The sequence below is a fragment of the Streptomyces sp. BI87 genome (assembly GCF_025957665.1).
In the GTDB taxonomy this organism is placed as follows: Bacteria; Actinomycetota; Actinomycetes; order Streptomycetales; family Streptomycetaceae; genus Streptomyces; species Streptomyces albidoflavus.
This window is the reverse complement of the sequence record NZ_CP110079.1, coordinates 151,653-177,174: the sequence shown is the minus strand read 5'-3', so window position 1 is coordinate 177,174 and position 25,522 is coordinate 151,653. Positions and strand designations below refer to the sequence as shown.

At 74.9% G+C, this 25,522-nt stretch carries 26 protein-coding genes; 10 read left to right on the top strand and 16 right to left on the bottom strand.

Translation table 11 applies throughout. The features are described from left to right. Positions 1–16: 16 nt before the first annotated feature. The 7 genes from OIM89_RS00770 to OIM89_RS00745 all read left to right on the top strand — a co-directional run bounded on the left by OIM89_RS00770 (position 17) and on the right by OIM89_RS00745 (position 5,184). Positions 17–379: a hypothetical protein gene (locus OIM89_RS00770; RefSeq protein WP_030696025.1), complete on the top strand. Its 363-nt coding sequence runs from the start codon at positions 17–19 to the stop codon at positions 377–379. Between the two features lie 3 nt (positions 380–382). Beyond that, positions 383–1,084, top strand: a complete 702-nt coding sequence (locus OIM89_RS00765; protein ID WP_030696024.1) for a YoaK family protein — start codon at positions 383–385, stop codon at positions 1,082–1,084. A gap of 184 nt (positions 1,085–1,268) precedes the next feature. Beyond that, positions 1,269–2,147: a glycoside hydrolase family 19 protein gene (locus OIM89_RS00760; protein ID WP_030696023.1), complete on the top strand. Its 879-nt coding sequence runs from the start codon at positions 1,269–1,271 to the stop codon at positions 2,145–2,147. 157 nt (positions 2,148–2,304) lie between these two features. Beyond that, positions 2,305–2,388, top strand: a complete 84-nt coding sequence (locus tag OIM89_RS29925) for a putative leader peptide (RefSeq protein ID WP_359664811.1) — start codon at positions 2,305–2,307, stop codon at positions 2,386–2,388. A gap of 226 nt (positions 2,389–2,614) precedes the next feature. Next, positions 2,615–3,169, top strand: coding sequence for an NADPH-dependent FMN reductase (gene ssuE, locus OIM89_RS00755; RefSeq protein WP_047466815.1), 555 nt, complete (start codon positions 2,615–2,617; stop codon positions 3,167–3,169). A 70-nt stretch (positions 3,170–3,239) separates the two neighbouring features. Next, entirely contained in the window at positions 3,240–4,388 is a 1,149-nt protein-coding gene (locus tag OIM89_RS00750) for an LLM class flavin-dependent oxidoreductase (protein WP_264490866.1), read from the top strand. Positions 4,389–4,458: 70 nt separating this feature from the next. Next, positions 4,459–5,184 (top strand): ribonuclease H family protein, encoded by a 726-nt coding sequence (locus OIM89_RS00745; RefSeq protein WP_175457696.1) that lies wholly within the window; start codon positions 4,459–4,461, stop codon positions 5,182–5,184. On the opposite strand, the gene OIM89_RS00740 is transcribed toward OIM89_RS00745, so the two are convergent. After that, on the bottom strand, positions 5,171–5,977 hold the full coding sequence (locus OIM89_RS00740; protein ID WP_175457695.1) for a TetR/AcrR family transcriptional regulator C-terminal domain-containing protein: 807 nt from the start codon (positions 5,975–5,977) through the stop codon (positions 5,171–5,173). The genes OIM89_RS00745 and OIM89_RS00740 overlap by 14 nt on opposite strands. Before the next feature lie 147 nt (positions 5,978–6,124). Here OIM89_RS00740 and OIM89_RS00735 point away from each other — a divergent pair, with 147 nt between their 5' ends. Further along, the gene (locus OIM89_RS00735) at positions 6,125–6,964 is read left to right on the top strand and encodes an alpha/beta fold hydrolase (RefSeq protein ID WP_257203850.1); all 840 of its coding nucleotides are present in this window, start codon (positions 6,125–6,127) and stop codon (positions 6,962–6,964) included. Between the two features lie 32 nt (positions 6,965–6,996). On the opposite strand, the gene OIM89_RS00730 is transcribed toward OIM89_RS00735, so the two are convergent. The 3 genes from OIM89_RS00730 to OIM89_RS00720 all read right to left on the bottom strand — a co-directional run bounded on the left by OIM89_RS00730 (position 6,997) and on the right by OIM89_RS00720 (position 10,585). Further along, positions 6,997–8,280: an MFS transporter gene (locus OIM89_RS00730; RefSeq protein WP_264490865.1), complete on the bottom strand. Its 1,284-nt coding sequence runs from the start codon at positions 8,278–8,280 to the stop codon at positions 6,997–6,999. Between the two features lie 353 nt (positions 8,281–8,633). Then, positions 8,634–9,752: a class I mannose-6-phosphate isomerase gene (locus tag OIM89_RS00725; RefSeq protein WP_107049066.1), complete on the bottom strand. Its 1,119-nt coding sequence runs from the start codon at positions 9,750–9,752 to the stop codon at positions 8,634–8,636. Then, positions 9,749–10,585, bottom strand: coding sequence for an SDR family oxidoreductase (locus OIM89_RS00720; protein WP_030696015.1), 837 nt, complete (start codon positions 10,583–10,585; stop codon positions 9,749–9,751). The genes OIM89_RS00725 and OIM89_RS00720 overlap by 4 nt, the downstream gene beginning before the upstream one ends. Positions 10,586–11,312: 727 nt before the next feature. On the opposite strand from OIM89_RS00720, the gene OIM89_RS00715 reads away from it, so the two are divergent. Both OIM89_RS00715 and OIM89_RS00710 read left to right on the top strand, forming a co-directional pair. Further along, positions 11,313–11,822 carry a hypothetical protein gene (locus tag OIM89_RS00715; protein WP_037665099.1) on the top strand — a complete coding sequence of 170 codons (510 nt, stop codon included), beginning with the start codon at positions 11,313–11,315 and terminating at the stop codon, positions 11,820–11,822. A gap of 324 nt (positions 11,823–12,146) precedes the next feature. Then, positions 12,147–12,998 carry a SigB/SigF/SigG family RNA polymerase sigma factor gene (locus OIM89_RS00710; protein WP_051727086.1) on the top strand — a complete coding sequence of 284 codons (852 nt, stop codon included), beginning with the start codon at positions 12,147–12,149 and terminating at the stop codon, positions 12,996–12,998. On the opposite strand, the gene OIM89_RS00705 is transcribed toward OIM89_RS00710, so the two are convergent. Genes OIM89_RS00705 through OIM89_RS00650 form a run of 12 tightly spaced genes read right to left on the bottom strand, consistent with a single transcriptional unit; the run spans position 12,978 to position 25,457 of the window. Beyond that, a complete protein-coding gene (locus OIM89_RS00705; protein WP_030696012.1) occupies positions 12,978–13,907 on the bottom strand; it encodes a glycosyltransferase family 2 protein in 930 nt (309 codons plus the stop codon). The genes OIM89_RS00710 and OIM89_RS00705 overlap by 21 nt on opposite strands. After that, complete coding sequence (locus tag OIM89_RS00700) at positions 13,904–14,821, bottom strand: glycosyltransferase family 2 protein (protein WP_195729979.1); 918 nt, start codon at positions 14,819–14,821, stop codon at positions 13,904–13,906. The genes OIM89_RS00705 and OIM89_RS00700 overlap by 4 nt, the downstream gene beginning before the upstream one ends. After that, positions 14,811–15,827, bottom strand: coding sequence for a glycosyltransferase family 9 protein (locus OIM89_RS00695; RefSeq protein WP_051727085.1), 1,017 nt, complete (start codon positions 15,825–15,827; stop codon positions 14,811–14,813). The genes OIM89_RS00700 and OIM89_RS00695 overlap by 11 nt, the downstream gene beginning before the upstream one ends. Next, positions 15,824–17,239 (bottom strand): D-glycero-beta-D-manno-heptose 1-phosphate adenylyltransferase, encoded by a 1,416-nt coding sequence (gene rfaE2 / locus OIM89_RS00690; RefSeq protein ID WP_238470192.1) that lies wholly within the window; start codon positions 17,237–17,239, stop codon positions 15,824–15,826. Before rfaE2 ends, OIM89_RS00695 begins: the two co-directional genes overlap by 4 nt. Further along, positions 17,236–17,913 carry an SIS domain-containing protein gene (locus tag OIM89_RS00685; RefSeq protein ID WP_257381057.1) on the bottom strand — a complete coding sequence of 226 codons (678 nt, stop codon included), beginning with the start codon at positions 17,911–17,913 and terminating at the stop codon, positions 17,236–17,238. Before OIM89_RS00685 ends, rfaE2 begins: the two co-directional genes overlap by 4 nt. After that, on the bottom strand, positions 17,910–19,166 hold the full coding sequence (locus OIM89_RS00680) for a glycosyltransferase (protein WP_030696007.1): 1,257 nt from the start codon (positions 19,164–19,166) through the stop codon (positions 17,910–17,912). Before OIM89_RS00680 ends, OIM89_RS00685 begins: the two co-directional genes overlap by 4 nt. After that, entirely contained in the window at positions 19,163–20,125 is a 963-nt protein-coding gene (locus tag OIM89_RS00675; protein WP_030696006.1) for a glycosyltransferase, read from the bottom strand. Before OIM89_RS00675 ends, OIM89_RS00680 begins: the two co-directional genes overlap by 4 nt. Then, positions 20,122–21,129, bottom strand: a complete 1,008-nt coding sequence (locus OIM89_RS00670; protein ID WP_195729975.1) for a glycosyltransferase family 9 protein — start codon at positions 21,127–21,129, stop codon at positions 20,122–20,124. Before OIM89_RS00670 ends, OIM89_RS00675 begins: the two co-directional genes overlap by 4 nt. After that, positions 21,126–21,737, bottom strand: a complete 612-nt coding sequence (locus OIM89_RS00665) for a D-glycero-alpha-D-manno-heptose-1,7-bisphosphate 7-phosphatase (protein ID WP_037665098.1) — start codon at positions 21,735–21,737, stop codon at positions 21,126–21,128. Before OIM89_RS00665 ends, OIM89_RS00670 begins: the two co-directional genes overlap by 4 nt. Beyond that, positions 21,734–22,771: a glycosyltransferase family 2 protein gene (locus OIM89_RS00660; protein ID WP_226964817.1), complete on the bottom strand. Its 1,038-nt coding sequence runs from the start codon at positions 22,769–22,771 to the stop codon at positions 21,734–21,736. Before OIM89_RS00660 ends, OIM89_RS00665 begins: the two co-directional genes overlap by 4 nt. Continuing rightward, positions 22,768–24,405, bottom strand: coding sequence for a carbamoyltransferase (locus tag OIM89_RS00655; protein WP_264490864.1), 1,638 nt, complete (start codon positions 24,403–24,405; stop codon positions 22,768–22,770). Before OIM89_RS00655 ends, OIM89_RS00660 begins: the two co-directional genes overlap by 4 nt. Before the next feature lie 44 nt (positions 24,406–24,449). Continuing rightward, positions 24,450–25,457, bottom strand: coding sequence for an NAD-dependent epimerase/dehydratase family protein (locus OIM89_RS00650; protein ID WP_051727083.1), 1,008 nt, complete (start codon positions 25,455–25,457; stop codon positions 24,450–24,452). Positions 25,458–25,522 lie beyond the last annotated feature (65 nt).

Below are 25,522 nucleotides of genomic sequence, written 5' to 3'. Positions count from 1 at the left end.
CGTCTACTGTGCCGGTATGAGCGACGTGACGCAGGGCGAGGAACCCCAGGAGTCCGAGGACGCCACCATGGCCCGGGAGGCGGTCGACGTCTACCTGGCCCGCCAGCTCTCCGAGTGGGAGGGCCAGCTCGGCGCGGCCACCGAAGGCACCTCCGAGTACGACGAGACCGAGAGCTACCTCCGCGCAGAGGAGGGCCGCCGCGCCGCCTGGCGCCGCACCGGCCAACTCGACGCCGCCCTCGCCCTGGCCGTCGACGAACGCGCCCGCGCCGACCTCAAGATGGGCGCCATCGACCCGCCCCGCCGCGAGGCCATCCGCAGGGGGCTGCGGGAGCTGGGGTGGGACCCGGAGGTGAACTCGGACGCGCGGGTGCGGTGAGGCGTGGACTCGGGGGCGCGTGACCGGGAGCCGGCGACACGCCGTGCCCGCAGGTACGGCCGCTCCGCGCTCCTCCTGCTGAGCTTCGCCTCCGGCGCCGCCGACGTCCTCGCCGTCGTCGCGCTCGGCGGAGCCTTCGCCGGGATCATGACGGGCAACCTCGTGCTGCTGGGTGCGGCCGCGGCGGGGGAGCGGAGTCAGGGGGTGTGGGCGCCCGCGCTGGCGCTGGCCGGGTATCTCCTGGGGACGCTGCTGGCGGTGCCGCTGACCGCGCGTGGGGGCGGGCGGCGGGCCTGGCCGCGGGGGGCCTTGTGGTGTCTGGGGGCGGAGACGGTGGTGCTGGCCTCGGTGGCGGTCGCCTGGACGGTGGCGGACCGGCCCGATCCCGGGGGAGTGGCGGCCCGGGTGCTGCTGGTCCCGCTGTCGGCGGCGATGGGGGCGCAGGCGACCACCGTGCTCTCGCTGGGCCGGGAAGGAGCCCCGACCACGTTCTTCACCAGCACGCTCACCTCCCTGGTCGCCGGGTTCGCGGCGCGGCAGCCGGGCGGTGTGGACGGGTGGGCCGTCGCCCGGCTCGCCTGCCTCTTCGCCGGGGCCTGCGGGGCCGTCCTGGTCCGCCGGGTGCTGCCGGACGTGGCGCTGTTCCTGCCGGCGGTGCTGGTGGCGGCGGCGGTCGTGGTGGTCGCGGCGGGGCGGAGGGAATGAGGGAGGCGGCGGGAGGGCGTACCGCCACCGGTTCCGGACAGGAGTGCGGAATTCCGCCGACATTTCGCCGTCCTGCGGCCACCCTTGGTCTAGACCTTGACAGGTTCAGACCACTCTCGCTTAGCTGGCCGCATCCACGGCGGCGCGCGGCCGACGTCGCGCCGCACTCAAGGAGTGTGATCACGTGATCAGACGTGTCATGAGCCTGTTGATCGCGCTGAGCGCGGTCGTCGCGGCGCTCGTCGTCCTCCCCGCGGCCACCGCGCAGGCCGCCGCCTGCGCCACCGCCTGGAACGCCTCCGCCGTCTACACCGGCGGCCAGGGCGCCTCGTACAACGGGCGCAACTACACCGCCAAGTGGTGGACGCAGAACGAGCGGCCCGGCAGCTCCGACGTCTGGGCCGACCAGGGTGCCTGCGGCGGCGGGGGCGGGGAGCAGCCCGGCGGCTTCGTCGTGAGCGAGGCCCAGTTCAACCAGATGTTCCCGAACCGGAACTCCTTCTACACCTACAGCGGCCTCACCGCCGCCCTCAGCTCCTACCCGGCCTTCGCCAACACCGGCAGCGAGGAGGTCAAGAAGCGCGAGGCGGCCGCCTTCCTCGCCAACGTCAGCCACGAGACGGGCGGCCTCGTCCACATCAAGGAAGTCAACGAGGCCAACTACCCCCACTACTGCGACCGGAACCAGCCCTACGGCTGCCCGGCCGGCCAGGCCGCCTACTACGGGCGCGGCCCCATCCAGCTCAGCTGGAACTTCAACTACAAGGCCGCCGGGGACGCCCTCGGCATCGACCTGCTGAACAACCCCTACCTGGTCGAGCAGAACGCCTCCGTCGCCTGGCGGACCGGCCTGTGGTACTGGAACACCCAGTCCGGCCCCGGCACCATGACCCCGCACAACGCCATCGTCAACAACCGCGGCTTCGGCGAGACCATCCGCTCGATCAACGGCTCGATCGAGTGCAACGGCGGCAACCCGGCCCAGGTGCAGAGCCGGATCGACAAGTTCACCTCCTTCGCACAGATCCTCGGCACCACCACCGGCTCCAACCTGTACTGCTGACACCGCCTCACCCTCACGGGGGCGCGCCCGGCCACGCCGCCGGACGCGCCCCCGTTCCCGTTCCCGCGCGGCGCCGCCTCCCACCGCCCGTCCCGTCATCCGAGACCCCGCCGCCCGCTTCTTGACCCGCCCCCGGCCTGCTGCTTTGATCGATGGCATGCCCATGCGACTGGATCTCACGCAGCGACGCCACGTCGACCTTGCGCGTGTCTCCAGCTCCGCCTGTCGTCCCCGAGGCTGACGCCACCCCTCGCCGCCGCCCGGCCCCGCCAAGGGCCGCGCGCCCGCCGGAACTTCGCCTCGCTTCCCGCACCGGGAGCCCCTGACACGCCGTACGCCACAGCCCGTCCCGCAGTTGAGCGGCCGGGCGGCCGTCGCGCGTACCCGGGAGGTGGCGTCCGGCGTGAGCGCGTGTCCTCCCCGCGCCCCGCGGCCGACCGCCTCCCCGCCGTTCGAAGGGCCCCTCCATGGCTACCGTCCTGTCCATCTCCGGCAGTCCCTCCGCCACCTCGCGCACCGCCCGCCTCGCCCGCCACCTCGACGCCAAGCTCACCGCCGCCGGACACCAGGTCGTCCCGCTCGACGTGCGCACCCTCCCCGCCGAGCCCCTGCTCGGCGCCGACTTCTCCCACCCGGCCATCGTCGAGGCCACCGCGCAACTCGCCGCCGCCGACGGCGTCATCGTCGCCACCCCCGTCTACAAGGCCGCCTACTCCGGCCTGCTCAAGGCGCTGCTCGACCTCTTCCCGCAGTACGGGCTGAGCGGCAAGACGGTGCTGCCGCTCGCCACCGGCGGCAGCACCGCCCACGTCCTCGCCCTCGACTACGCGCTCCGCCCCGTCCTCAGCTCCATGGGCGCCGACCACATCCTGCCCGGCTGGTTCACCCTCGACCGCGACATCACCGTCGCCCCCGACGGGTCGGTCACCGTCGCCCCCGGCTCCGCCGAGGCGCTGGGCCGCGTCCTCGACCAGTTCGCCGCCACCCTGCCGCGCACCCCCCTGTACGCCGCCGCGAGCTGACGCCCACTCCGCTCCGAAGCCCGCCCACAGCTGACGCGCCCCTGCCCCACCGCACCGATCGGAGCCTTCCGTGCCCCTGACCTTCCACTGGTTCCTGCCGACCAACGGCGACAGCCGCCATGTCGTCGGCGGCGGCCACGGCACCCCCGTCAACGAGGCCGGCGGCGACCGCCCGCCGACGATCGCCTACCTCGCCCAGATCGCCCGGGCCGCCGAGAACCTCGGCTTCGAAGGGGCGCTCACCCCCACCGGCGCCTGGTGCGAGGACGCCTGGCTCACCACCGCCATGGTCAGCCAGCAGACCGAGCGCCTGAAGTTCCTGGTCGCCTTCCGCCCCGGCCTCGTCTCCCCGGCCCTCGCCGCGCAGATGGCCTCGACCTTCCAGCGCCGCACCGGCGGCCGCCTGCTGCTCAACGTCGTCACCGGCGGCGAGAGCACCGAGCAGCGCGCCTACGGCGACTTCCTCGACAAGGACGCCCGCTACGCCCGTACCGGAGAGTTCCTCGACATCGTCCGCCGGCTCTGGGACGGCGAGAGCGTCGACCACCGCGGCAGCCACCTGACCGTCGAAGGGGCCCGCCTCACCCAGCTCCCCGACCCCGTTCCGCAGGTCTACTTCGGCGGCTCCTCGCCGGTCGCGGGCGAGATCGCGGCCCGCCACAGCGACGTCTACCTCACCTGGGGCGAACCGCCCGCCCGGGTCGCCGAGAAGATCGCCTGGGTCCGGGGGCTCGCCGAGAAGGAGAACCGCACCGTCCGCTTCGGCGTCCGGCTGCACGTCATCGCCCGCGACACCTCCGAACAGGCCTGGGCCGAGGCCGCCCGGCTGCTCTCCGGCTTCGACCAGGAGACCGTACGCTCCGTCCAGGCCGGGCTCGCCCGCAGCGAGTCGGAGGGCCAGCGCCGGATGCTCGCCCTGCACGGCGGCGGCCGCGACGGGCTGGAGATCCACCCCAACCTCTGGGCCGGCGTCGGGCTGGTCCGGGGCGGCGCCGGGACGGCGCTGGTCGGCAGCCACCAGGAGATCGCCGAGCGGATCGAGGAGTACCACCGCCTCGGCATCGACGAGTTCATCCTCTCCGGCTACCCGCACCTGGAGGAGGCGTACTGGTTCGGCGAGGGCGTCCTGCCGCTGCTCGCCGCCCGCGGCCTGTGGACCCGCCCGGACGCCCCGGCCGTCGCCGCTCCCGCCCGGGTCCCCTTCGCCGCCGCGAGCTGACCGCCCGCCGCGCGTACGTCCGCTCCGGCCGCCCGGGGCCGGAGTGGACGTACCCCGTACCCGCGCTGGCATGATGCGGGCCATGAACGATCGCATCATCGCCGCCTGTGACGGAGCCTCCAAGGGAAACCCGGGCAAGGCCGCCTGGGGGTGGGTCGCCGCCGACGCCCACGGCAGCCCCGAGCGCTGGGCCGCCGGGCCGCTCGGCACCGCGACCAACAACGTCGCCGAGCTGACCGCCCTCGAAGAGCTCCTGAAGGCCACCGACCCGTCCGTCCCCCTGGAGGTGCGGATGGACTCGCAGTACGCGATGAAGGCGGTCACCACCTGGCTGCCCGGCTGGAAGCGGAACGGCTGGCGGACCAGCGCGGGCAAGCCCGTCGCCAACCAGGAACTGGTGGTCGCCATCGACGCCCTGCTGGCCGGGCGCGACGTCACTTTCGTCCACGTCGCCGCCCACCAGGTCGGCGGAGACGCCCTCAACGCCCTCGCCGACCAGGCCGCCACCGACGTCGCCGCTTCCCAGGAGGCGGCGAGCAGCGCCCTCGGCTCGCCCTGGCCCCAGCCCGATCCCTCCCGCGCCGCCGCCCCCAAGGCCAAGCCCAAGGGCGGCGCCCGCACCGGTACGCGCAAGACCGGAACCGGAACCGGAAGCGGAGGCACCGGCCGGGCCATCACCGCCAAGTTCCCCGGCCGCTGCGCCTGCGGCCGGCCCTACGCGGCGGGCGAGAAGATCACCAAGAACGGCAGCAGCTGGGGCCACCCGGAGTGCCGCGAGGCGGTCACCGCGGGCTGACCCCGCCCGGCCGGCCCTCCGCCGCCGCCTCCACCCCGTCCAGAAGCAGGGCGAGCCCGGCCGCGTGGGTGGCGTCCATCCGCTCCTCCCACGAGGCCGGCGCCCCGCCCGTCTCCGCGTCCCCGGCGGAGAGCCGTACCGACAGCGGGAACCGCTCCGCGAAGTCCGGCGCCACCTCGCCCAGCCGTGCCGCGCGCTCCGCCCACCACTCGGTGTCCGCCACCCCGGTCACCGCCGCCGCGAGCCGGGCCTCGGCCCGGGTCCGCGCCCCGCCTCGCACCAGGTCGAAGAGGGAGGCGGCCGCCGCCCGCAGCGTGCTCGCGGGCAGCCCCGTCGCGAAGAGGACGCCCGCCAGCGCCTCCATCACCCGCTGCTCGCAGGGCCCCAGCACCGGCCGCGCGTACGAGACCTGGAGCAGCCAGGGATGGCGCAGGTAGAGCGCGCGCAGATCGGCCGCCCAGGCGGTGGCCGCCGCCCGCCAGCCGTCGTCCAGCGGGTACGCGCCGGGCAGCTCCGCGTGCGCCCGGTCGTACATCAGATCCACCAGCTCCGCCTTGCCCGGCACGTAGGTGTACAGCGCCATCGGCGAACGGCCCAGCCGGTCGGCGACCGCCCGCATCGACAGGGCCGCCACCCCGCCCTCGTCGGCCACCTCGACGGCCGCCGCGACCACCGCCGCCACACTCAGCGCCGGCTTCGGCCCGGGCGCCGTCCGCCCGCTCCCGGCCTCCCCCTCGCCCCACAGCAACGCCAGCGACCGAGCCGCGTCCCCCTGACCGGCGATGATGCTCAACGCTTTCACCTCCTCGGGCCGCACGCCTCCGACCACGCACGACTTCTTACGCCGTACGGTATCGTCTGGCCCGCAATTCCTTACGCTGTACGGAATCAGATCGGCGTCCCGTGCCCGCACGAGGGACGCCCGGCCAGGGGAGGCCCCATGCCCACCGCGACCCTGCACGACGGAACGCGCATCGCCTACGAGATCCACGGGAGCGGACCGGCCCTCCTGCTCCCCGTCGACCCGGTGCCCAAGGAGGGCGCCCGCGCCGAGGAACTGCGCCGCTGGGGGATGGACCCGGCCCTGGGCCGCACCCTGGCCGACGGGCTCGGCGACGCCTTCCAGGTGATCGCCTTCGACTACGAGGGCCACCGCATGCGCCACCCCGCCGCCGCCCTCACCCCCGACCACCTCGCCGTCGACCTCCTGGCCGTCGCCGACGCGGCCGGGGCCGGCCGCTTCGCCTACTACGGCTACTCGTGGCTCGCCCTGGCCGGCCTCCAGCTCGCCCTGCGCACCGACCGCCTCGCCGCCCTCGCCATGGGCGGCTTCCCGCCGCTCGGCGGCCCGTACGCGCAGATGCTGCGGGTCACCGCCGCCGCCCACGCCATGGCCCAGCGCCCGAAAACCCCCGCAGGCTCCGGCGGGGGAGGGGAGTACGACTGGTCCAGCGTGGAGATCGCGGCGGACGGCGCCCAGACCGCCCAGTTCCTCGGCCTCTACCAGGCGCTCGCCGGATTCGACGAGGCGGCGGCGCAGAGCCGGATCGGCTGCCCCCGGCTCTGCTTCGCCGGATCGGCGGACGTGATCCCCTACGGACCCGAATGGGGTGGCGTGACCGTCGACATGGCCGGCCCCCTGACCCGCGACCGCGCCCGTCTGGAGGCGGCGGGCTGGCAGGTCCGGGTCCTGGACGGCCTCGACCACACCGGCGCCATGCAGCCCGGCGCGGTCTTCCCCGTCCTGAGGCCCTGGCTGGCAGAGGCGTACACGGGCTGACGCCGCCGCGCCGCCCCGGGATCAGTGGCGGCTCACCGGTCCAGCTCCTGGTGAGCGGTCTCCGGCAGCCGCAGGTAGACCACGGACGAGATCAGGCACAGCACACTCACGTACCAGGGGAACAGCCCCGGGTGGCCGAGATCCTTGAAGAGCGTCCCCATGTACGGGGCCGTGCCGCCGAACAGGGCGACGGTCAGCGAGTAGGGGAAGCCGATCCCGGCCGCCCGCACCCGCGCCGGGAACACCTCGGCGTTGACCGCGGCCGAGATCGAGGTGAACCCGGTCAGCAGCACCATGCCCGCCAGCTGCACCAGCAGCAGCGACAGCACCGAGCCGGTCAGCGCCCGCAGCAGCGCCACCGACAGCAGGGCGAACCCCAGCCCGAAGAAGAGCAGCAGCGGCTTGCGCCCGTACCGGTCGGAGAGCATCCCGCCCACCGGCTGGAGCAGCGCGAAGACCGCCAGCGAGACGGTGCCGACGAGCAGGGCGTCGGCCTTGTCCATGCCGACGTTCAGCTCGGCGTAGGTCGGCAGGTAGGAGGTCCAGGTGTAGTAGGCGAGCGTCCCGCCGGCCGTGATCCCGCAGATCAGCAGGGACTGGCGAGGGTGGTGGCGCAGGGCGTCGAACAGCCGGGGCTTGGGGGCGCGTTGCTGCTCCTCGCTACGGGTCTCGTGCGCGCCTTGCCTGATCCAGAAGCCCACCAGGCTCAGCACGGCACCGAGGACGAAGGGAACCCGCCACCCCCAGCCCTCCATCTGCCCCGCCGACAACGAGGAGACGAGCAGCGCGGCCACCCCGGAGGCCGCCAACTGGCCGATGGTGGTCGACACGTACTGGAAACTGGAGAAGAGGCCGCGCCTGCCGGGTCCGGCCGACTCCACCAGGAACGTGGTCGAGGCGGCGAACTCGCCTCCCACGGACAGCCCTTGCAGCAGCCGCGCGACCACCAGCACCACCGGCGCCAGCAACCCCGCCGAGGCGTAGCTGGGCGTGAGCCCCACCAGCAGACTGCTCCCGCCCATCGGCAGAATCGTCACCGTCAACGCCGCCCGCCGCCCGTGCCGGTCGGCGACGGCCCCCATCAACAGCCCACCCACCGGCCGCATGAAGAACCCCACCGCGAAGACGGCGAACGTGGAGAGCAACGGCACCAGCGAGTCGTCGGCGTCCGCGGGAAAGACCTGGGCGGCGATGTAGGTCGCCAGAAAGGTGTAGGCGTACCAGTCGTACCACTCGACAGCATTGCCGACGGAGGCGGCGAGGAGCTGGCGGACGGGTTGTGCGGGGCGGTCCGGAACCGTGACGGTGTCTGTCATGGTCCTGACCTTTCCCCCGCGTCCCCCCTGCTCACCCGCGCTTAGACGGAGTCGGCACACTCCCGTCACCCGAGCCCGCCTTCCGTCGCCGATCGGCTCTGCCCTTCGGTGCGGCCGGTGATCGACAGCGGACTCACGGGCGCTGAGGCAGCAAGAAGTCAGCAAGAGCCCGAGGACAGTACCTTGCTGCCGCCCCCTCGCACCGCTGGTACCGCCCGTGTGTCAGCAGGAGTGGGCCACGTGGATGTCGACGGGCCCGGACTCGCCGGGCCGCATCGACGCCTCCACGATCCTCGTGTCCGGCCTCATCCCCGACGCGGACGCCGGGGCGATCGGCCGCGCGCCGCGCAGGTCTACGGCGCTCCGCCGCCGTCGGTCCGGGGCGTCCCACCGCTTTCGGGCTCCGCCAGCGGCGCGGCGATGTCCTCCAGGCCGCGCCCGGCCGCCAGCAAGGGGGCGTGGACGTCGCGGTCCAGGTCGGGGAGGTAGCCGAGGAGCACGTCGGCCGGTCCGGTGATCTCGACCTCGCCGAGGACGGCGGGCAGCAGCAGGGTCTCGGCCCGGCCGAGCTCCCCGCTCCAGGCCCCGCTGCGCACCCGCACCGGGGCGCCGACGTTGGTGAGGATCTGCGCGGTGGTGAAGGCGTGCCGCAACGGCTCGGCCGTTCCGGCCGTCCAGCGTTCGAGGGCGAAGTAGCGGCTCGCGGTCAGGAAGACCCGCTCGACCCCGTCCCCGGCGGCGATCCGCAGACCGGGGGTGAACTCCGGCCGTGACGCCAGGTCAACCTGGCGCATCAGCATGTCGAGGTTGGCCGCGAACTCCTCGTCTCCGACCGGCGAGCCGTCCTCCATGTTCCAGCGCATGGCGTGCTGCTGGATGTCGGAGGTCTGCTCGATCTCGTAGACGAGGGTCGCGGGGCCGAAGCTGTGCAGGGTTCCGCCGGGCACGTACACGGTCTCTCCTGCCCGGACCGGCAGCCGGCGGAGCACCCGGTCGAACTCCTGGGCCTCCAGCGCGGCCCGCAACTGGCCCGCCGTCACCTCCTCCCGGACGCCGCACAGGGCGGTCGCCCCCGGGGCGGCGTCGAGGATGTGCCATGCCTCGGTCTTCCCGTTGGGCTGACCCTCCAGGCGTCGGGCGGCCTCGTCGTCCGCGTGCAGGTGGACCGGCAGGACACCGGAGGCGTCGATGAACTTGGTCAGCACCGGAAAGTACGTCCCCGACCAGCCGGGGCCCATCAGTTCCTCGGGCCGGTCGGCGACCATCTCGCGCAGCGACCGGCCGGCCAGCGGCCCCTCCCGGACGGTGGCGACGGCTCCCGTGACGTCGCTGCACTCCCACGTCTCGGCGATGCTCCACTCCGGCAGCCCGGCCTTTCCCAGGCGCCGGGCGATGGCCTGGCCGCCGAAGACGAGCGGTTTGGCGAGGGCCGTCAGCCGCAGCGGGTACAGGCCGGGGTGGCGTCCGCTCACAGGATCGGCTGTCCGCCGGTGACCGCGATTCGCGCCCCGGAGACGTAACTGGCCTCGTCCGAGGCGAGCATCACGTAGACGGCCGCCAGTTCGGCCGGCTGGCCCGGCCGTCCGAGCGGCACCTCGGCCCCGAAGCTCTCCACCTGGTCCGCCGGCATGGTCGCCGGGATGAGCGGGGTCCAGATGGGTCCCGGGGCGACGCTGTTGACCCGGATGCCCTTCGGCCCGAGCAGTTGCGACAGCGAGCCGACCATGTTGGCGATGCCCGCCTTGGTCACGTTGTACGGGAGCAGCTGCGGCGGCGGGGCGTCGGAGTTCACCGAGGTGGTGCCGATGATCGTCGCTCCGGGCCGCAGGTGCGGGACGGCGGCCTTGGTGAGGTGGAAGAAGGCACTGACGTTGGTCGCCAGGGTCCGGTCCCACTCCTCGTCGGGGATGTCCTCGACCGCGTTCCGCGTCATCTGGAAAGCGGCGTTGCTGACCAGGATGTCGAGCCGCTCGAATTCCCGGAGCGCGGTGTCGATGACGGCCCGGCAGTGGGCCGGGTCGGCGAGGTCCCCGGGGACCAGCACGCACCGGCGGCCGGCTTCCTCGACCCAGTGCCGGGTCTGTTCGGCGTCCTCGTGCTCGTCGAGGTAGGAAACGAGCACGTCGGCGCCCTCGCGGGCGAAGGCGATGGCCACGGCGCGGCCGATGCCGCTGTCACCGCCGGTGATCACCGCCGTCTTGCCGGCGAGCCGTCCGGAGCCGCGGTAGCTCTCCTCGCCGTGGTCGGGCTCGGGGCGCATCTCGGTGGTGGAACCGGGCGGGGTCTGCTGCTGGGATTCGGGCATGAAGGCTCCCAAAGAATGCCGACATGGAGAAGGGAAACGAGGAGGGTTCCCTGCGGACGGGCGCTGAGCGGGCCCACACCTCCGCATTGCTCCATGCTCCCTCGGTGTCCGGCGGGGCGCCATTCGCGGAGCAGCCCGGTCCCGCGCCCTCGGCCGCCAGGCCCGGTCAGGCCGCCCGGCTCCGTTCTCGCTCGTGCGGCCCACGAATCCGCCCCGATCCGGGTGAGGTGTCCTCATGCTCGCCCGGCTGAGCACGGGCCCCGGATTCCGGAGGTCCAAGGGAGGGCTGCATCTCGTCGACGCGCGCCAAGGTCCCGCCTTGGTGCGCTGCCCCCAGTGGTACAGGTCGGTGAACCGGCGGTCGGCCACAGGATGTACGCGAGCGCGTGCGCGGCTTCCTTGACCTGGTCCGGTGCCTCCACGGTGGGACCGGGCAGGAACAGCTCCCTCTTTCGGCTCTTCCGTTACCGCATCACGATTACGGGCGCGATGACGCGAAGGAGGCCGGTGCGCCGGGTCGCCGGCCCTCCGTCCGCGCAGGCTTCGCGGAACGCCTTTCACTCGCACGGCCCGTCATACGCACCCGCGCCACGGGGAAAGCGAGGTATGCCGTCGGTCGGCTCTTCTGCGCCCGTCGGCTCAGCTCCGAACCTCCCGGAACCCGCACGCCTTCGGGGACGGGGAAGTCCAGCCGTCGATCCGCCCAGGGGCAGAAAAGAGAACCGCCGTGACGAAGGACTCCGCCGACCTGCTGACGATCTACCTCAACGACCACCTCGCGGGGGCGGCCGGCGGTGTGGAGCTTCTACGGCGTGCCGCTCAGGCAGGCCGGGACCAGGCCGCCTCCCGGCAACTGCACGACCTGGCCGACGAGGTTGCGGAGGACCGGGCCTCGCTGATGGAGATCATGCGAGAGCTGGACATCCCGGTCCGCCGGAGCCGCATCGTGCTGGGCCGGCTCGGGGAGAAGGCCGGCCGCCTCAAGACCAACGGGCATCTTCTCTCCCGCTCCCCGTTGAGCGACCTCCTGGAACTGGAGGCCATGCGCCTGGGCGTCGAGGGCAAGGCGTGCTGCTGGCGAACTCTGCGCGAGCTGGCCGACACGGACCCCCGACTCGACCCGCAGCGCCTGGACCGCCTCCTTCGGCGGGCCGACACGCAGATCGCGCGTCTGGAGAGGCTGCGCGGACAGGCCGCCGTCGCCACGTTCCGCGCCGCCGAGCCGAAGGCCCGGTGAGACCGGAGGCAGAACGAGGTCGTTGGGGGTCGGCAGCGCGGTGGGCGTGGATGCTCCCTCTGCCGCGTGGCCGGACTGACCGGCGCCTGCCGACCCGTACGGCCGAACGGGCCGCGAGATCTGTACGTGCCACCCTCGCCGACGTCGTCGGGCGTGCGCGCTCGACCGACGGGACGCCAGAAGATGCAGGACCGCCGGAGGCCGACAGGATGGGGGGAGACGCGGCGGTTCCTGGCCTTCGGTGCGAGAGCTGACGGTCGGCCGGGCGGGCGCGTCGGCACCGCCCCCTCCGCGTTCTCGTGACCGGCACACCGGAGCCCATCGATGAAGACCACCGCCCCGCAGCGCTTCCCCGACGAGCCGGACCCCCCGCGCACCACGGAGTTGTTCCGGCGGCTGCGCGCGACGCCCGGCGGCGAGGAGAAACAGCGGCTGCGCGGCGCCCTTCTGGAAGAGTGGCTGCCGATGGCCCGTCGGCTGGCCGCCCGTTACCAGGACTGCGGCGAGCAGTACGAGGACCTCTGCCAGGTGGCCGCGCTGGGACTGCTGAAGGCTGTCGACCGCTACGATCCCGATCGTGGGGTGTCCTTCGCCGCATTCGCCGTCCCCACGGTGCTCGGGGAGCTCAGACGCCACTTCCGGGACAACACGTGGGGGCTGCACGTGCCGCGCCGTGTCCAGGAGCTGCGCAGCGCGGTCCGGGCCGCGCTCCAGGTCCTCGGCCCCCTCACCGCCCCTCGTGCTCCCACCGTCGAAGAACTGGCCGCCCACACCTCGCTCTCCGATGAGGAGGTCCGGCGGGGCCTGGAAGCCCTCCACAGCTACCGGCCCGCCTCCCTGGAGGAGCTGCTGAACGCCGAGACACGGCTCACGCTGGGGGACCGCCGAGGTGTCACCGAACCGGGGTACGTACTCGCGGAGAACCGGGAATCCGTGCGGCGGGCCCTCGCCGGACTCCCCGCACGGGAACGGCTCATCCTCTACCTGCGCTTCTTCCTCTCCAGGACGCAGCGGTCCATCGCGGCGGAACTGGGCCTTTCCCAGATGCATGTCTCCCGGCTGATCACACAGGCGTGCTCCCGGGTCCGCAGGGACGTGGAGGGCGGCCCCGTCGCCTCCGGGGCGCCGGACGCCCCCGGCGCCGAGGAGCGCGGCTCACCCGACGTAACGCCGTGACCCACCCGCTTCCTGGGCCTTCTCCAGGGTCCGCAGACGTGCCTCCAGCGGGGCGGAGACCGGGACGCGCGCCCGCAGCACCCAGGGCAGCCCGGCGAGCGCCCGGCCGAAGGCGGTGACGGAGGCGCGGTCCCGCGGCACGGTCCGGGCCAGATGGAGGGTGCGGCGCACGGCGGCCCACGCAGGCCGACGCAGCCAGGTGAACCACAGGGTGTTGCGCAGGCCGACGACCCGCCGGGCCGTGGGGTCCCGGAGCGCCGACGGGGCGTGGCGGATCGTCAGTTCGGGAGCGTAACTCAGCCACCACCCGGCCCGCTGGAGATCGGTTGCCAGCAGCTCCTCCTCGCCGCCGAGCCACAGCCCCGGGTGGAAGCCACCGGCCTGTCGGAAGGCGTCGGCGCGCAGGACGGTGGCGGCGGCCAGGAACGAACCGATCGCGGGGCCGGGCAGCCACGGGGGACCGGCCAGGGGCGAGTCGCGCAGCTCGGCCACGACCGGGTCCTCCTCGCCGCCGGGCTCCACCAGGATCCGCGCGGTGACGGCGGCCAAGCGCGGCCGGGCGTCCAGCAGGTCGGCGGCGTGGCGCAGGGACCCCGGCTCCCACCAGGAGTCGTCGTCGCAGAAGGCCACGTACGGCGTGCGGACGCGGGCCACGGCGAGGTTGCGGCCCACCGCGCCGAGATTGCTCTCCGCCCGCAGCACCGTCATCTCCGGGAAACGGGCGGCCGCCTCCTCGGCCGTGCCGTCCGAGGAGGCGTTGTCCACGACCAGGACGGGTGGCCGCTCCGGCAACTCCCGCAGGAGCCGCAGGGTGCGCAGCAGTTCCTCCCGGCGGTTCCGGGTGATCACGACGACACTGACCCGGTGGTCGGGGCGGGCCGTCTCGGCGTGCTCGTGTCGCTCGGTCATGGCGGTCCCAGGGGTTCGGAGGGCGGCGGGGTGGCACGTACGGTGCGGACGGCTTCCTCGACCACCCGGGGGAGGGGCCTGCGGTGCCGGACCGCCCGGGGGAGCCGCAGCAGGGCGCCGCCCAGCGCGTGGCGAGCGTCGGCGTCCCCCGCGAGCGCGTCGACGGCCAGCCGTCCGGTGCTCCCCAGCGCCACCGGTAGCGGCCTGCGCAGCCAGGCGGTGAGCAGTTCGTTGCGTCGTACCAGCGGGGCGCGGCCGGGCCGGGTCCCGGTGTCCGGGCGGTGCCGTGCGACGACGGACGGTTCGTGGACGACGCCCCAGCCCAGTGCGGTGAGGTCGTAGGCGAGCAGGGTCTCCTCGGCACCGAAGAACAGCACCGGGTGGTAGCCACCGGCGGCGAGGAAGGCGGGGCGGCGGGCCACGGCGGCACAGCCGAGGAAGCCCAGCACGGGGACGCCGGGAAGGTCCGGGGCGCGGGGCAGGGGAGAGGCGGCGAGCACGGCGTTGAGCGGGTCCTCGTGCCCTTCGTCGCCGACCAGGGTGCGCGCGGAGAGCAGCCCCAGCCTCGGGTGGCGGTCGAAGAGGTCGGCCGCCCGGCGCAGCGCCCCGGGCTCCCACCAGGAGTCGTCGTCGCTGAAGGCCACGTAGGGCGCCGACGTCGCTCGTACCGCCCAGTTGCGGCCGAGGGCTCCGGTGTTGCGCGCGGGGCGCAGCACGCGGGCGGCGACGGGGTGACTCCGCAGCAGCGTGGTGGTGGCCGGGTCCGAGCCGTTGTCGACGACGACCACCTGGGGTCGCTCGGGCAGCGCGGCCAGCCGGTCCAGCGTGTGGAGAGCGCTGTCGGGCCGGTTGCGGGTGATGACGGCGACGGCGATCCGGCCGTCGGGCCGGGCGCCGCGGGATTCAGCGGACACGGCGGCCTGGCGCACCGGGCGCGGCTGAGCCCGCGCTCGCGGCACCGGGTGGCGGAAGCCGGTTCGCAGCCGCGGTCAGTACCTCGTCCACGGTGATGCGCAGCAACTGCGGATCGGGGACGGTTCCGTGCGGGTCCCCCGGCGGCCCGGTGTGCCACAGCGCCGCGTGACGGGGCAGCGGGGGCGGCCCCCACGCGCTGGGCGGGACCGGACCGAAGAGAGTGACCGAGGGGACGGCGTGCGCGGCGGCCAGATGTGCCGGGCCGGTGTCACCGCTGATCAGCAGGCGGGCCGACGCGATCAGCGCCGACAGCCGGGGGAAGGGCAACCCGCCGGCGAACACGTCCCGGGGCGCGATGCCGGCGGCGTCCGCCACGGCGCCGACCAGGGCGTCCTCACCGGGGCCCCCGGTGACCACCATCCGGTGGCCGCGGCGGGCCAGCGTGGCGGCCACCTCGGCGTACCGTTCGGCGGGCCAGCGGCGGGCGGCCGCGTCGGCACCGGGGTGCACCACGACCGCGTCCGGCGCGAGGGAGGCCAGGCGCGGTGGGGCCAGGAGCAGATCCCCACTGTCCGCCGGCACCCCGTGGGCCCGCAGCAGCCGGCACCAGCGTTCCCGCTCGTGTTCGGGTCGGCGTGGCCGGAGGACCGCCGGCCGGCCCGGCGGCGGCGCGTAGGCCAGCAGCCGTTCCGGCGCCAGCACGGCCAGCGCTTCGCGGCTGAGAAAGCCCGTGCCGTGCAGGTCCACGGCGATCTGCGGGGGCGGGCCCGGCCAGTGGCGCAGGTCCGGCACACCGCGGCCGGGAGCGTACGCCGGGAACAGGGCGTCGACGGCGCCGGTCGCCTCCGCCGCCTCGCGCAGGTTCTCCGGAGCGGCCAGGACCAGGTGGTGGTCCGGGAAGGCCCGGCGCAGGGCGCGCAGCGCGGGGACCCCGGCGAGCAGATCGCCGAGGCCGAGGGCGCGCAGGACGAGGAGGGCCGGACGTCCGGCGCGACGGGCGCTCACGCCGAGCCCTCCGGGGCGGGCGCGGGCGGACGGGCCGCGCGTTCGGCGAGGCTGGTGGTGGAGCGCCCGTCCAGGTAGGGCAGGAGGAGCACCTGGCCGCCCCAGCTCTCCACCAGCCGGGTCTCGGGGAGCGAGGACCGGGCGTAGTCCCCGCCCTTGGCCCAGATGTGCGGCCGGAGCTCACCCAGCAGCCGTTCCGGGGTGTCCTCGTCGAAGACCGCGACAGCGTCCACGCACTCCAGGGCGTTGAGGACGCGCATGCGGTCGGCCGCCTCGACGAGCGGCCTGCCGGGCCCCTTGCGGCGGCGGACGGAGGCGTCCGAGTTGAGGCAGACGATGAGGCAGTCGCCGGTGCGGCGGGCTGCCTCCAGCAGGGCGACGTGCCCGGCGTGCAGCAGGTCGAAACAGCCCCCCGCAGCGGCCACCGTGCCCCCACGGGCACGCACCCGTTCGGCCAGTTCGCGCGCGCCGGGCGGAGCCGGCTCCGCGCCGGGCCTGCCGTGGGCGACGACCGCCGCGCCGCCCTCCGCCACGTACCGGGTGGCCGCCGCCACCGCGGCCCGGACCGCCTCCTCCGGCAGCGCCTCGTCGGCGAGGAGACCGGCGGCCGTCGCCGCGAACCGGTCGCCCGCTCCGCAGGCGTCGCCGTGCGCGGACACCGCCGCCGGGACGAAGAGGGGGGTCTCGCCGTGGGTCAGCAGCGCCCCCCGTTCGCCGAGGGTCACGGCGACCGACGCGACGCCCCAGGCCCTGAGCAGGACGGCGGCGTCCCGGGCGGCTTGCTCCAGCACCCCGGAGCCCGGCGAGGCGGCGCGGTGCGCCGGGCCCGGAGCGAGGCGGCGGGCGAACCCGGCTGCCTCGGCCGCCGAGGGGGTCACCAGCCGGGTGCCGGGAACGGGTGCCTCGCCCCGGGGGTGGGGGTCCCAGACGAGCGGGACCCGGGCCGCCGCCCGCTCCAGCTCGGCCCGCAGCACCTCGGTGGCGCCCCTGCCGTAGTCCGCGACGAGCAGCCCACGGGCGGCGCGTACCGTCGCGCGGGCCTCCTCGGTGGCCTCGCGGGCCCGGCCCTCGCCCTCGTCGAGGCGTAGCAGCGGACGATCCGCGCCCAGCACCCGGGTCTTGTGCGGAAGGGCACCGTGGAGCGGGAGTTCGACCAGCCGCACCGATCCGGCGAGCAGTTCCCGGACCGCCCGTGAGGACGCGTCGGCGCCCAGGGCCGTGACAAGGGTGACTTCCCGGCCGTCCCGCGCCGCGAGCCAGGCGGCGAGCGCCGCGCCGCCCGGCCGCCGTGCCGAGCGGGCGCCGCTCACCACCGGGACCGGAGCGTCGGGCGCCAGCCGGTCCACGTCCCCGCGCACGTCCTCGTCGAGCAGCGCGTCCCCGACCACCACCAGCGGCGCGCGGGCCGTCACTGCCCGGCCTCCGTTCCCGTCAGCCCGGTGCCCGCCGGAGGGGCCTTCACCACGGGGGCCGGCGCCGCCGCGAGCCCGACCGCCCGGTCGAAGGACTCGCAGAGCATGTGGACCGCGACCAGATGCAGTTCCTGCACGGTGGCCGAGACGGGCGCGTTCACGCAGAGCGCCTCGTCGCAGGCGGCCTCCAGCGGGTTGGGGGCCGGGCCGGTCAGCGCCCACACCGCCATCCCGGCGCCGCGCGCCTGCTCCGCGGCGGCCAGCAGGTTGGCGCTGGCCCCGCTGGTCGACAGGAGCATCAGCACGTCCCCGGCCCGGCCGTGCGCCCTGACCTGCCGGGCGAAGACCTCCTGCACGCCGTAGTCGTTGGCGATGGCCGTCGTCGAGGAGGTGTCGGCGTGCAGGGCCAGCGCCGAGTAGGCCGGCCGGTCGTCGCGGTAGCGGCCGACCAGTTCGGCCGTGAGGTGCTGGGCCTGCGCCGCGCTGCCGCCGTTCCCCGCCACGAGCAGGCGCGCCCCGCCGCCGAGGGCTTGGGCGAGCGTCCCTCCCCACCGGTGGATCTGCGGAGCCGAACGGCGGAACACCCTCAGAGCCGCGAGGAGTTCGTCGCAGTGCCGGTCGTCGGCCCCGGCGGGCCGCGGGGAGTGGGGATGTGCGTCGATACCCGGTTTCATCGAGCTGCCTCCGAGAGCGGGGGAGCCGTCACGGCTCCTTCGTACACCCGGGCGACACCGTCGGCCACCCGGTCCCAGGTGTAGTGGTCCAGGGCGCGGCGCCGGCCGGCCGCGCCGTACCGGGCCCTGCGGGCGGGGTCCTCCAGCAGGTCACGGACGACGCGGACGAGGACGGGATCGTCCTTTGGTCCGGAGCCTTCCGGCCGGGCCGGCACGTGGGCTCCGGTGACCTGGTCGAGGACCGTGTCGAGCTGGCCGCCGACGGCCGTCGCCACCACCGGCGCGCCGCAGGACATCGCCTCGATCGGCACGATGCCGAACGGCTCGTACCGCGGCAGCGACAGCACCAGGTCGGCCCGTGAGAGCAGCGCCGGCATGTCGGCGTGCGGTACTGCCCCGAGCAGCGTCACCCGGTCGGCCACCTCGCACTCCGCGGCGATCTTCCGGAGCCGCTCCGCCTCGGGGTCGGCGAAGAGCCGCGAGGCGTCCGGGCCGCCCGCGATGAGCAGCCGGGCGTCAGGGAGGTGACGCAAGGCGCGGACCGCCCGGTCGAAGCCCTTGCGCGGCACCAGCCGACCGACCGCCAGCAGGGTGTGCGGCGAGCCCGGGCCACGCTCGCGCGTGCCGGCGTCCGGCGAGAAGTGGTCGGTGTCCACTCCGCAGGGCACCACGGCCACCCGGTGGGGCGGTACGCCCATCGCCAGCAGTTCGCGGGCCTCGTCGGCGCAGGTGGCCAGGACCGTCCGGCACAGCCGCCCCAGCTCGGCCTCGACGGCGATCCGTTCGGGCGGGCTGGTGTCGGCCGGCCCCTGGTGGCGCCGCTTGACGGTGCCCAGCGCGTGGAACGTCTGGACGACGGGCACGCCCAGGCCCCGTGCTCCCGCCAGCGCCGCCGTGCCGGACATCCAGAAGTGGGCGTGCACGACGTCCGGCGGACAGGCCGTCCAGTCGCGGGCCAGGCGTTCCCCGAACGCCCCCATGAACGGCAGCAGCGCGTCCTTGGGGACCTGGGTGGGCGGGCCCGCCCGCACGTGCTCGACGGTGAAGCCGCCGGCACTCACCCGGGGCGGCAGACTCTCGTCGTCGCACCGGGTGTAGACGGTCACCTCGTGCCCCTGTCCGGCCAGTTCCCGGGCGAGCCGCGCCACGTAGACGTTCTGCCCGCCGGCGTCCGCCCCGCCGAGGGCCGCCAGCGGACTCGCGTGTTCGGAGACCATGGCGATACGCCGGGGAGTTCTTCGGGGAGACCTCATCGCGTGACCTCTTTCATGAGCCGGTCCCAGTCGTCGAGGAACCTCCGGAGCCCGTACCTGTCGAGTGCCGCCGCCCGTGCCGCTCGGCCCGCCGACCGCGCGAGGCCGGGGTCGGCGAGCAGGGCGCGGACCGCGTCGCGCAGGACCTCCGGGCGGTTGGAGACCGCACCGGCCTCCTGGGGCACCGCCTCCCGGACCTCGGTGGTGTCCAGGGCGACCACCGGCATGCCCAGGAACATGGCCTCCAGCAGCGAGAGCCCGAGGGAGGTCCAGCGGACGGGATGCAGGTACAGCCGTCGGCGGGCCATCGCGGCGTGCAGCGCGTCCTGCGGAAGATCCTCGGTACGGAGGCGGTCGGCGGCCAGCCCCAGGTGACCGGCCAGCCCGTCGGTGCCCATGCCGAAGACGTCCAGCGGAACCGTCTCCGCGAATGACGGCAGCAGGTCCGTGCCGGTGGTGCGACCGCGGCGCACGGGCTCGTTCACCACCACGGCGGCCCGTTCGATCTCGCCGCTCCACAGTGGTCCGGGATCGACGAGGCCGTGCTCCACCACCGTGGTCGGCGCTCGGCCGCAGTCCCACATCAGGCGGTTGAAGTGCGTGACGTGCACGACCGGGATGTCCGCCCGACCGGCCAGGTGGTGCCGGGTGCGCTCCGCGGAGCCGTCCGGAGCGTTGTGTTCCACGTAGACCGCGGGTACGTCACGGCCGGGCATCCGGCCGGTCCATCTCTCGGCCAGTTCCGTCTCGTGCGGGCGCTGGAGCACCATCAGGTCGATCTGCGCCTCGCGCAGCCCTTCCGGAGGGATCTCACGGACTGTGGTGGGCCACTCCCAGGTCCGCGCCCGGCCCCGGCCGTCGGGGCCCCGGCCGGGAAGGACCGGAACGAGGTAGTGGTGCGACCCCTGCACGAACGAGGTCGTCCAGGAGCCGTGCACGTGCCAGATCAAGATGTTCATTCCGTCTCCTTCAGCAGCTTCTGCACGGACCGCACGACGTCGGCCGCCGTGACCTGCTCCAGACAGGGATGGCCGGGAACCGGGCAGTCGCGTGCCCGGGTCCCGGCGCACGGGGCCCGCTGGTCGCCCAGCAGCACGGCGGGCACCCGGTAGGGCCCCCAGCGCTCCGCCGGGACGACGGGGGCGAACAGGGAGACGACCGGGGTGCCCACGGCCGCCGCCAGGTGGGCGGGGCCGGTGTTGCCGCAGACCACGGCCCCGGCGCCGCGCAGCACCCCGGCGAGCACGCGCGGAGCCGTACGTCCGCCCAGGTCGACGGCGACGTCCCCGCTGACGTACCGGGTCAGCCGCCGCTCGTCCTCGCCACCGGTCACGACCACCCGGTGCCCGGCGTCGGCCAGCAGCGTCACCGCCTCCGCGCACCGTGCCGGGCTCCAGGCCCGCGCGGGCACGCTGGCGCCCGGGTGCACCACGACGTACGGCCCGTTGCCGGTGAGCGGAACGGTGTCCGGCGGCGGGTTCACCCGCAGGGCGCCGTCGTCGCTCGGGGGCAGGGCGAAGCCCATCGCCCCGGCGGTGTCCAGCGCGGCCTCGGCCTCGTGCCGCCCGGGCAGCCTGCGGTGCCGGACGTCCAGCAGACTGCCGGGATGGTCGGTGCTCTCCGCGCCGATGCGGCCGACCCCGGCCAGCCGCAGCAGCAGCGCGGCCGGCAGCGGGCTCTGGTGGAAAGAGGTCAGGACCAACGCCGTGTCGAACTCGCCCGCGCGCAGACGCTCCGTCATCGCGTGCACGGCCGGCGGGTCGACCGCCGGCGGACGTACGCCTTCCCACGGCGCCTCCCACACCAGGACGTCGTCGATGCCCGGCAGGAGCCGGGCGGCCGGCTCGCCCCGGGGGCCGCACCAGAAGGTCACCTGGTCGGCCGCCGTCGCCACCGCCCGTACGGCGGGGCCCGCGAGCAGGACGTCACCGAAGCTGTCGAGCCGAGCCACCAGCGCCTTCACCGGCCCTCCCCTCCCGGCCGCCCAGGACGGGCCGGGACCCGCTCCCGTACCCCGGCCAGCAGGCCCCGGACGGCGGTCAGCAGGTCGGGTGCCGTGTGCGGGGCGGCTGCGACCTCCTCGGCCAGCGTTCGCGCGGTCGGCACCAGCACGCCGTACGCCCCCGCCGCCCGCGCGGCCGACACATCCGCCCCGATGTCCCCCACCACGGCGCACCGCTCCGGGGCCACGCCGAGGCGCCGGGCCGCGCGCAGCACGAGCCCCGGGGCGGGTTTGCGGCAGAGGCACCCTTCGGAGGGGGCGTGCGGGCAGAAGACCCAGACGTCGAGTCCTCCGAGGAGCGCGTCGGCGCGACGGTTGACCCGGAGCACGTCGGCCGGGGTGAGCAGACCACGCCCGACCCCGGACTGGTTGCTGACCACGCCGGTCGGCACGCCGTGCTCCCGCAGCAGCCGCACCGACTCCCGCGCACCGGGCATGAGCCGGACCTCGGCGGGGTCGGCGTTGTAGGGGACATCCACCACCAGGGTGCCGTCCCGGTCGAAGAGCACGGCGTCCGGCACCGGCGCCGGCCCGGCCGGCCCGGCCGGGGTCCCGGCGGGGCGCCTCACGCGGCACCCTGCCAGGGCCGGGCGCCGCGGTGGCGGACCAGACCGGCGAACCGGTGGCCGACGGCCAGCGGCGGGATCAGCACGCTGGTGGCCGCCATGGTCGCGACCTCCTCGGCCGTCCCCGGTCCGCCCCGCAGCCGGGCGGCGGCGAATTCGGCCGTCCCCAGCGCCCACAGCGCGGCGGCGAGCGCGGCGGCGCGCCGGTGTCCCGCGAGCAGGCAGAGGGGGACGGCGCCCGCGGCGGCGGTGACCAGGAGGTGCCCGGGGAACCTGCCCTTCGGGGCGCGGGCCCGCGTCCACCAGTCCCGGCCGTGCAGCCGTGTCATCAGTACGTCGTCGGCGTTGCCGCGCTGTGCCCTCACCGAGACCCACCGGTCGGCCGGCCGGACCGGATGGCGGGTGGTACGCCCGCCGCGGCGGAGGTCCCAGCCCGCGCCCAGCACCCGGAGCGCCAGGTCGGCGTCCTCCCGGAAGGCCCGGCGGAATCGCTCGTCGAACCCGCCCACGGCACGCAGCGCCTCGGTCCGGTAGGCCATGTCGGCGGTGGCCCATGAGGCGTCGGCGAGGCCGGCCGTCCCCCGCTCCCAGTCGGTGGGCCGCCGGTCGGCGGGCAGCGGCACGACCAGCCGCCCCTGAACCCCGCCGGTCTCCGGTGAGGCCGCCGCGAGGTCGGCCCCGAGCCGTCGCCGCCAGTCGGCATCCACCCGTACGTCGTCGTCGAGGAAGACCACCCAGGGCGCGCCGGCCTCACGCAGCCCGGCGTTGCGGGCCGCGGCGGGCCCCCTGCCGTAGGTCGCCAGTACGCGCAGCCGCTCGCGGAGCGTTCCGGCGGCGGTGAGCGGGAGTTCGCCCGGATCTGGCCGGTCGTCCACGACGAGGACCTCCACGGGCGGCGGGCCGTCGGCGGTCGCCAGCGCGGCCAGGCAGTCGGCCAGGCATTCCCGGCCGATGGTCGGCACGACGACGGCGTACGCCGGGGCGTCCGGCGCCCAGCCGTCGTCGCGCCGCACGTCCTGCGGATCGGTCACGCTCATCGGAAGAACCTCCCCCGGCGGACCGCGAAGGGGCCCAACGCCAGCAGGTCGACCGGCGCCGAACCGAAGCACTCCAGGGCGTCGCGGGGATCGTCGACCATGGGGCGGCCCGCGGTGTTGAGGCTGGTGTTCACCACCACCGGCAGCCCGGTGCGCTCCTCGAACGCGGTGAGCATCCGCGCCACCAGCGGCTCCTCGCGGGCGTCCACGGTCTGTACGCGCGCCGTGCCGTCGACGTGCACCACCGCCGGTACGCGCTCCCGCCACTCCTCGGCCACGTCGTGCACGAAGAGCATGTACGGGCTGGGCAGCGGGCCGCCGGAGAAGATCTCCCCCGCCCGTTCGGCCAGCACCATGGGGGCCACCGGCCGGAACTCCTCCCGCCCCTTCACCGCGTTGAGCCGCTCCAGATTGGCGGCGCGCCCGGGGTGGGCGAGGAGCGAACGGTGGCCGAGCGCCCGGGGGCCGAACTCCGAACGGCCCTGGAACCAGGCCACCACCCCGTCCCGGGCCAGTTCGTCGGCGACCGTCGCCGCGATGTCCTCGGGCTCCTCGTAGGGGACGGCCGCGGTCTCCAGCCACCGCCGCAGCTCCTCGTCGCTCCACCCGCGTCCGAGGGCCGGCGTCCGCATCGGTGCCACCGGCTCCTTCTCCCGGGCCACGTGCAGGGCCGCCCCCACGGCGGTCCCCGCGTCCCCGGCCGCCGGCTGCACCCACACGTCGCGGAACGGCGACTCGCGGTACAGCCGGGTGTTGGCCACGCAGTTGAGCGCCACGCCCCCGGCGAAGGTCAGCGCCTCCTCCCCGGTCTCCTCGTGCAGCCACCCGGCCAGCCCCAGCACCGTCTCCTCCAGGCACTGCTGGGCACTGGCGGCCAGATCGGCGTGGTCCTGGGTCCACGGCTCGCCCGGCTCCCGGCGCGGGGTGAACTCCCGCCAGGGCACGGGGCGGGCCCGGAACCGGCCGCCCCTCTCCGGGTGCGCGTACGCGCGGACGCGATCGGCGAAGCGCGGCGTGCCGTACGAGGCGAGGGCCATCACCTTGAACTCGTCGCTGCTGCGCAGGAAGCCGAGGTGCTCGGTGAGGTCCTCGTAGAAGAGGCCGACCGAGTCGGGCAGGTCCTGGGTCGCGAGGACGGTCAGCTCCCGGTCCCGGTAGTGCCCGGCGAGGTACGCCCCGCACTCGCCCCGCCCGTCGAGCACGAGCACCGCGCTGTCCCGGTGCGGGCCCGCCATCCCGGCCGACGCGGCGTGCGCCATGTGGTGCGGGACGAAGCGGACCTTGGCGGGGGCCAGCCCCGGCAGTGCCTCGGCGAGGAAACCGGGGGCCTGCCGGGCGTAGTCCTGCCTCAGCCAGTCCCAGGGGTCGTCCAGGCCCAGCTCGTCCGCCGGCGCGGAGAGCCCGGGGTCGTAGGAGTAGGCCACGGCGTCCAGGTCCGCCGGGGCCAGCCCGGCCTGCTGCAGGCACCAGCGGGCTGACAGTTCGGGCAGCTCCCAGGCGGAGAAGGGGAGCGGGCGCTTGCCGTGCTTGCGCCGGCTGAACCGTTCCTCCTCGGCCGCGGCCACCACCCGGCCGTCGATGACCAGGGCGCAGGCGGGATCATGGAACAGGGCGTTGACTCCGAGAACGCGCATGGCGGGCTCCAGCGTGACGAGGTGGACGGGGGCTGCGGGCGCGGTCAGTCGCCCCGCCGGCCGGCGAAGGGGGCGGGGGCGCCGCCCGGAGGTCCGGCGTAGTGCGCGATGGTGCGTTTGAGCCCTTCCTCCCAGCCGACCACCGGCTCCCAGCCGAGCAGCTCCCGTGCGAGGGTGGTGTCGGGCTTCCTGCGTTCCGGGTCGTCCACCGGGCGGTCGACGAAGACGAGCGTGGAACGGGACCCGGTCAGCTCGACGACCTTCTCCGCGATCTTCCGGACGGTCACCTCGTCGCTCCCGCCGATGTTGACCGGGCGCACCGAGCGGCTCGCGGCCACCAGCAGGACGCCGTCCACGGTGTCGTCCACGAAGCACAGCGACCGGGTCTGGCTGCCGTCCCCGGCGACGGTGACCGGCTGGCCCGTCAGGGCCTGCCGGACGAAGGTCGGTACGGCACGGCCGTCGTGCGTGCGCATCCGGGGACCGTAGGTGTTGAAGATGCGGACGATCCCCGCGTCGGTGCCGCGCACACTCGCGTGCGCCGTCACCAGGGCCTCGGCGAAACGCTTCGACTCGTCGTACACGCTGCGGGGGCCGACCGGATTGACGTTGCCCCAGTAGTCCTCGCGCTGCGGGTGCACCAAGGGGTCGCCGTACACCTCGGAGGTCGACGCGAGCAGGAAGCGGGCGCCGTCCCGCGCGGTGAGCGCCAGTGCCTGGCGGGTGCCGCTGCTGCCGGCGTCCAGCGTCTCCAGCGGGTGGCGCAGGTAGTCGACCGGGGAGGCCGGACAGGCGAAGTGCAGGACCAGGTCGTACGGGCCGCGCAGCTCCCCGGCGCAGTCCGGGGAGGCGATGTCGCACTCGGCGAAGCGGAACCCGGGGCGTTCCCTCAGGTGGGCGATGTTGCGGAGGTCGCCGGAGATCAGGTTGTCCGCGCAGTCGACCTCCGTACCCGCGTCCAGCAGCCGTTCGCACAGGTGGGAACCGAGGAATCCGGCGCCGCCGGTCACCAGGGCGCGACGCCAGTCGCTGCGCGTGAGCTTCGGTGACATGTGACCGTCCTTCTTTCGCGGGAGAGAGGGCGAGGGCGAGAGGGGTAGGCAGAGAGGGCGGGGCC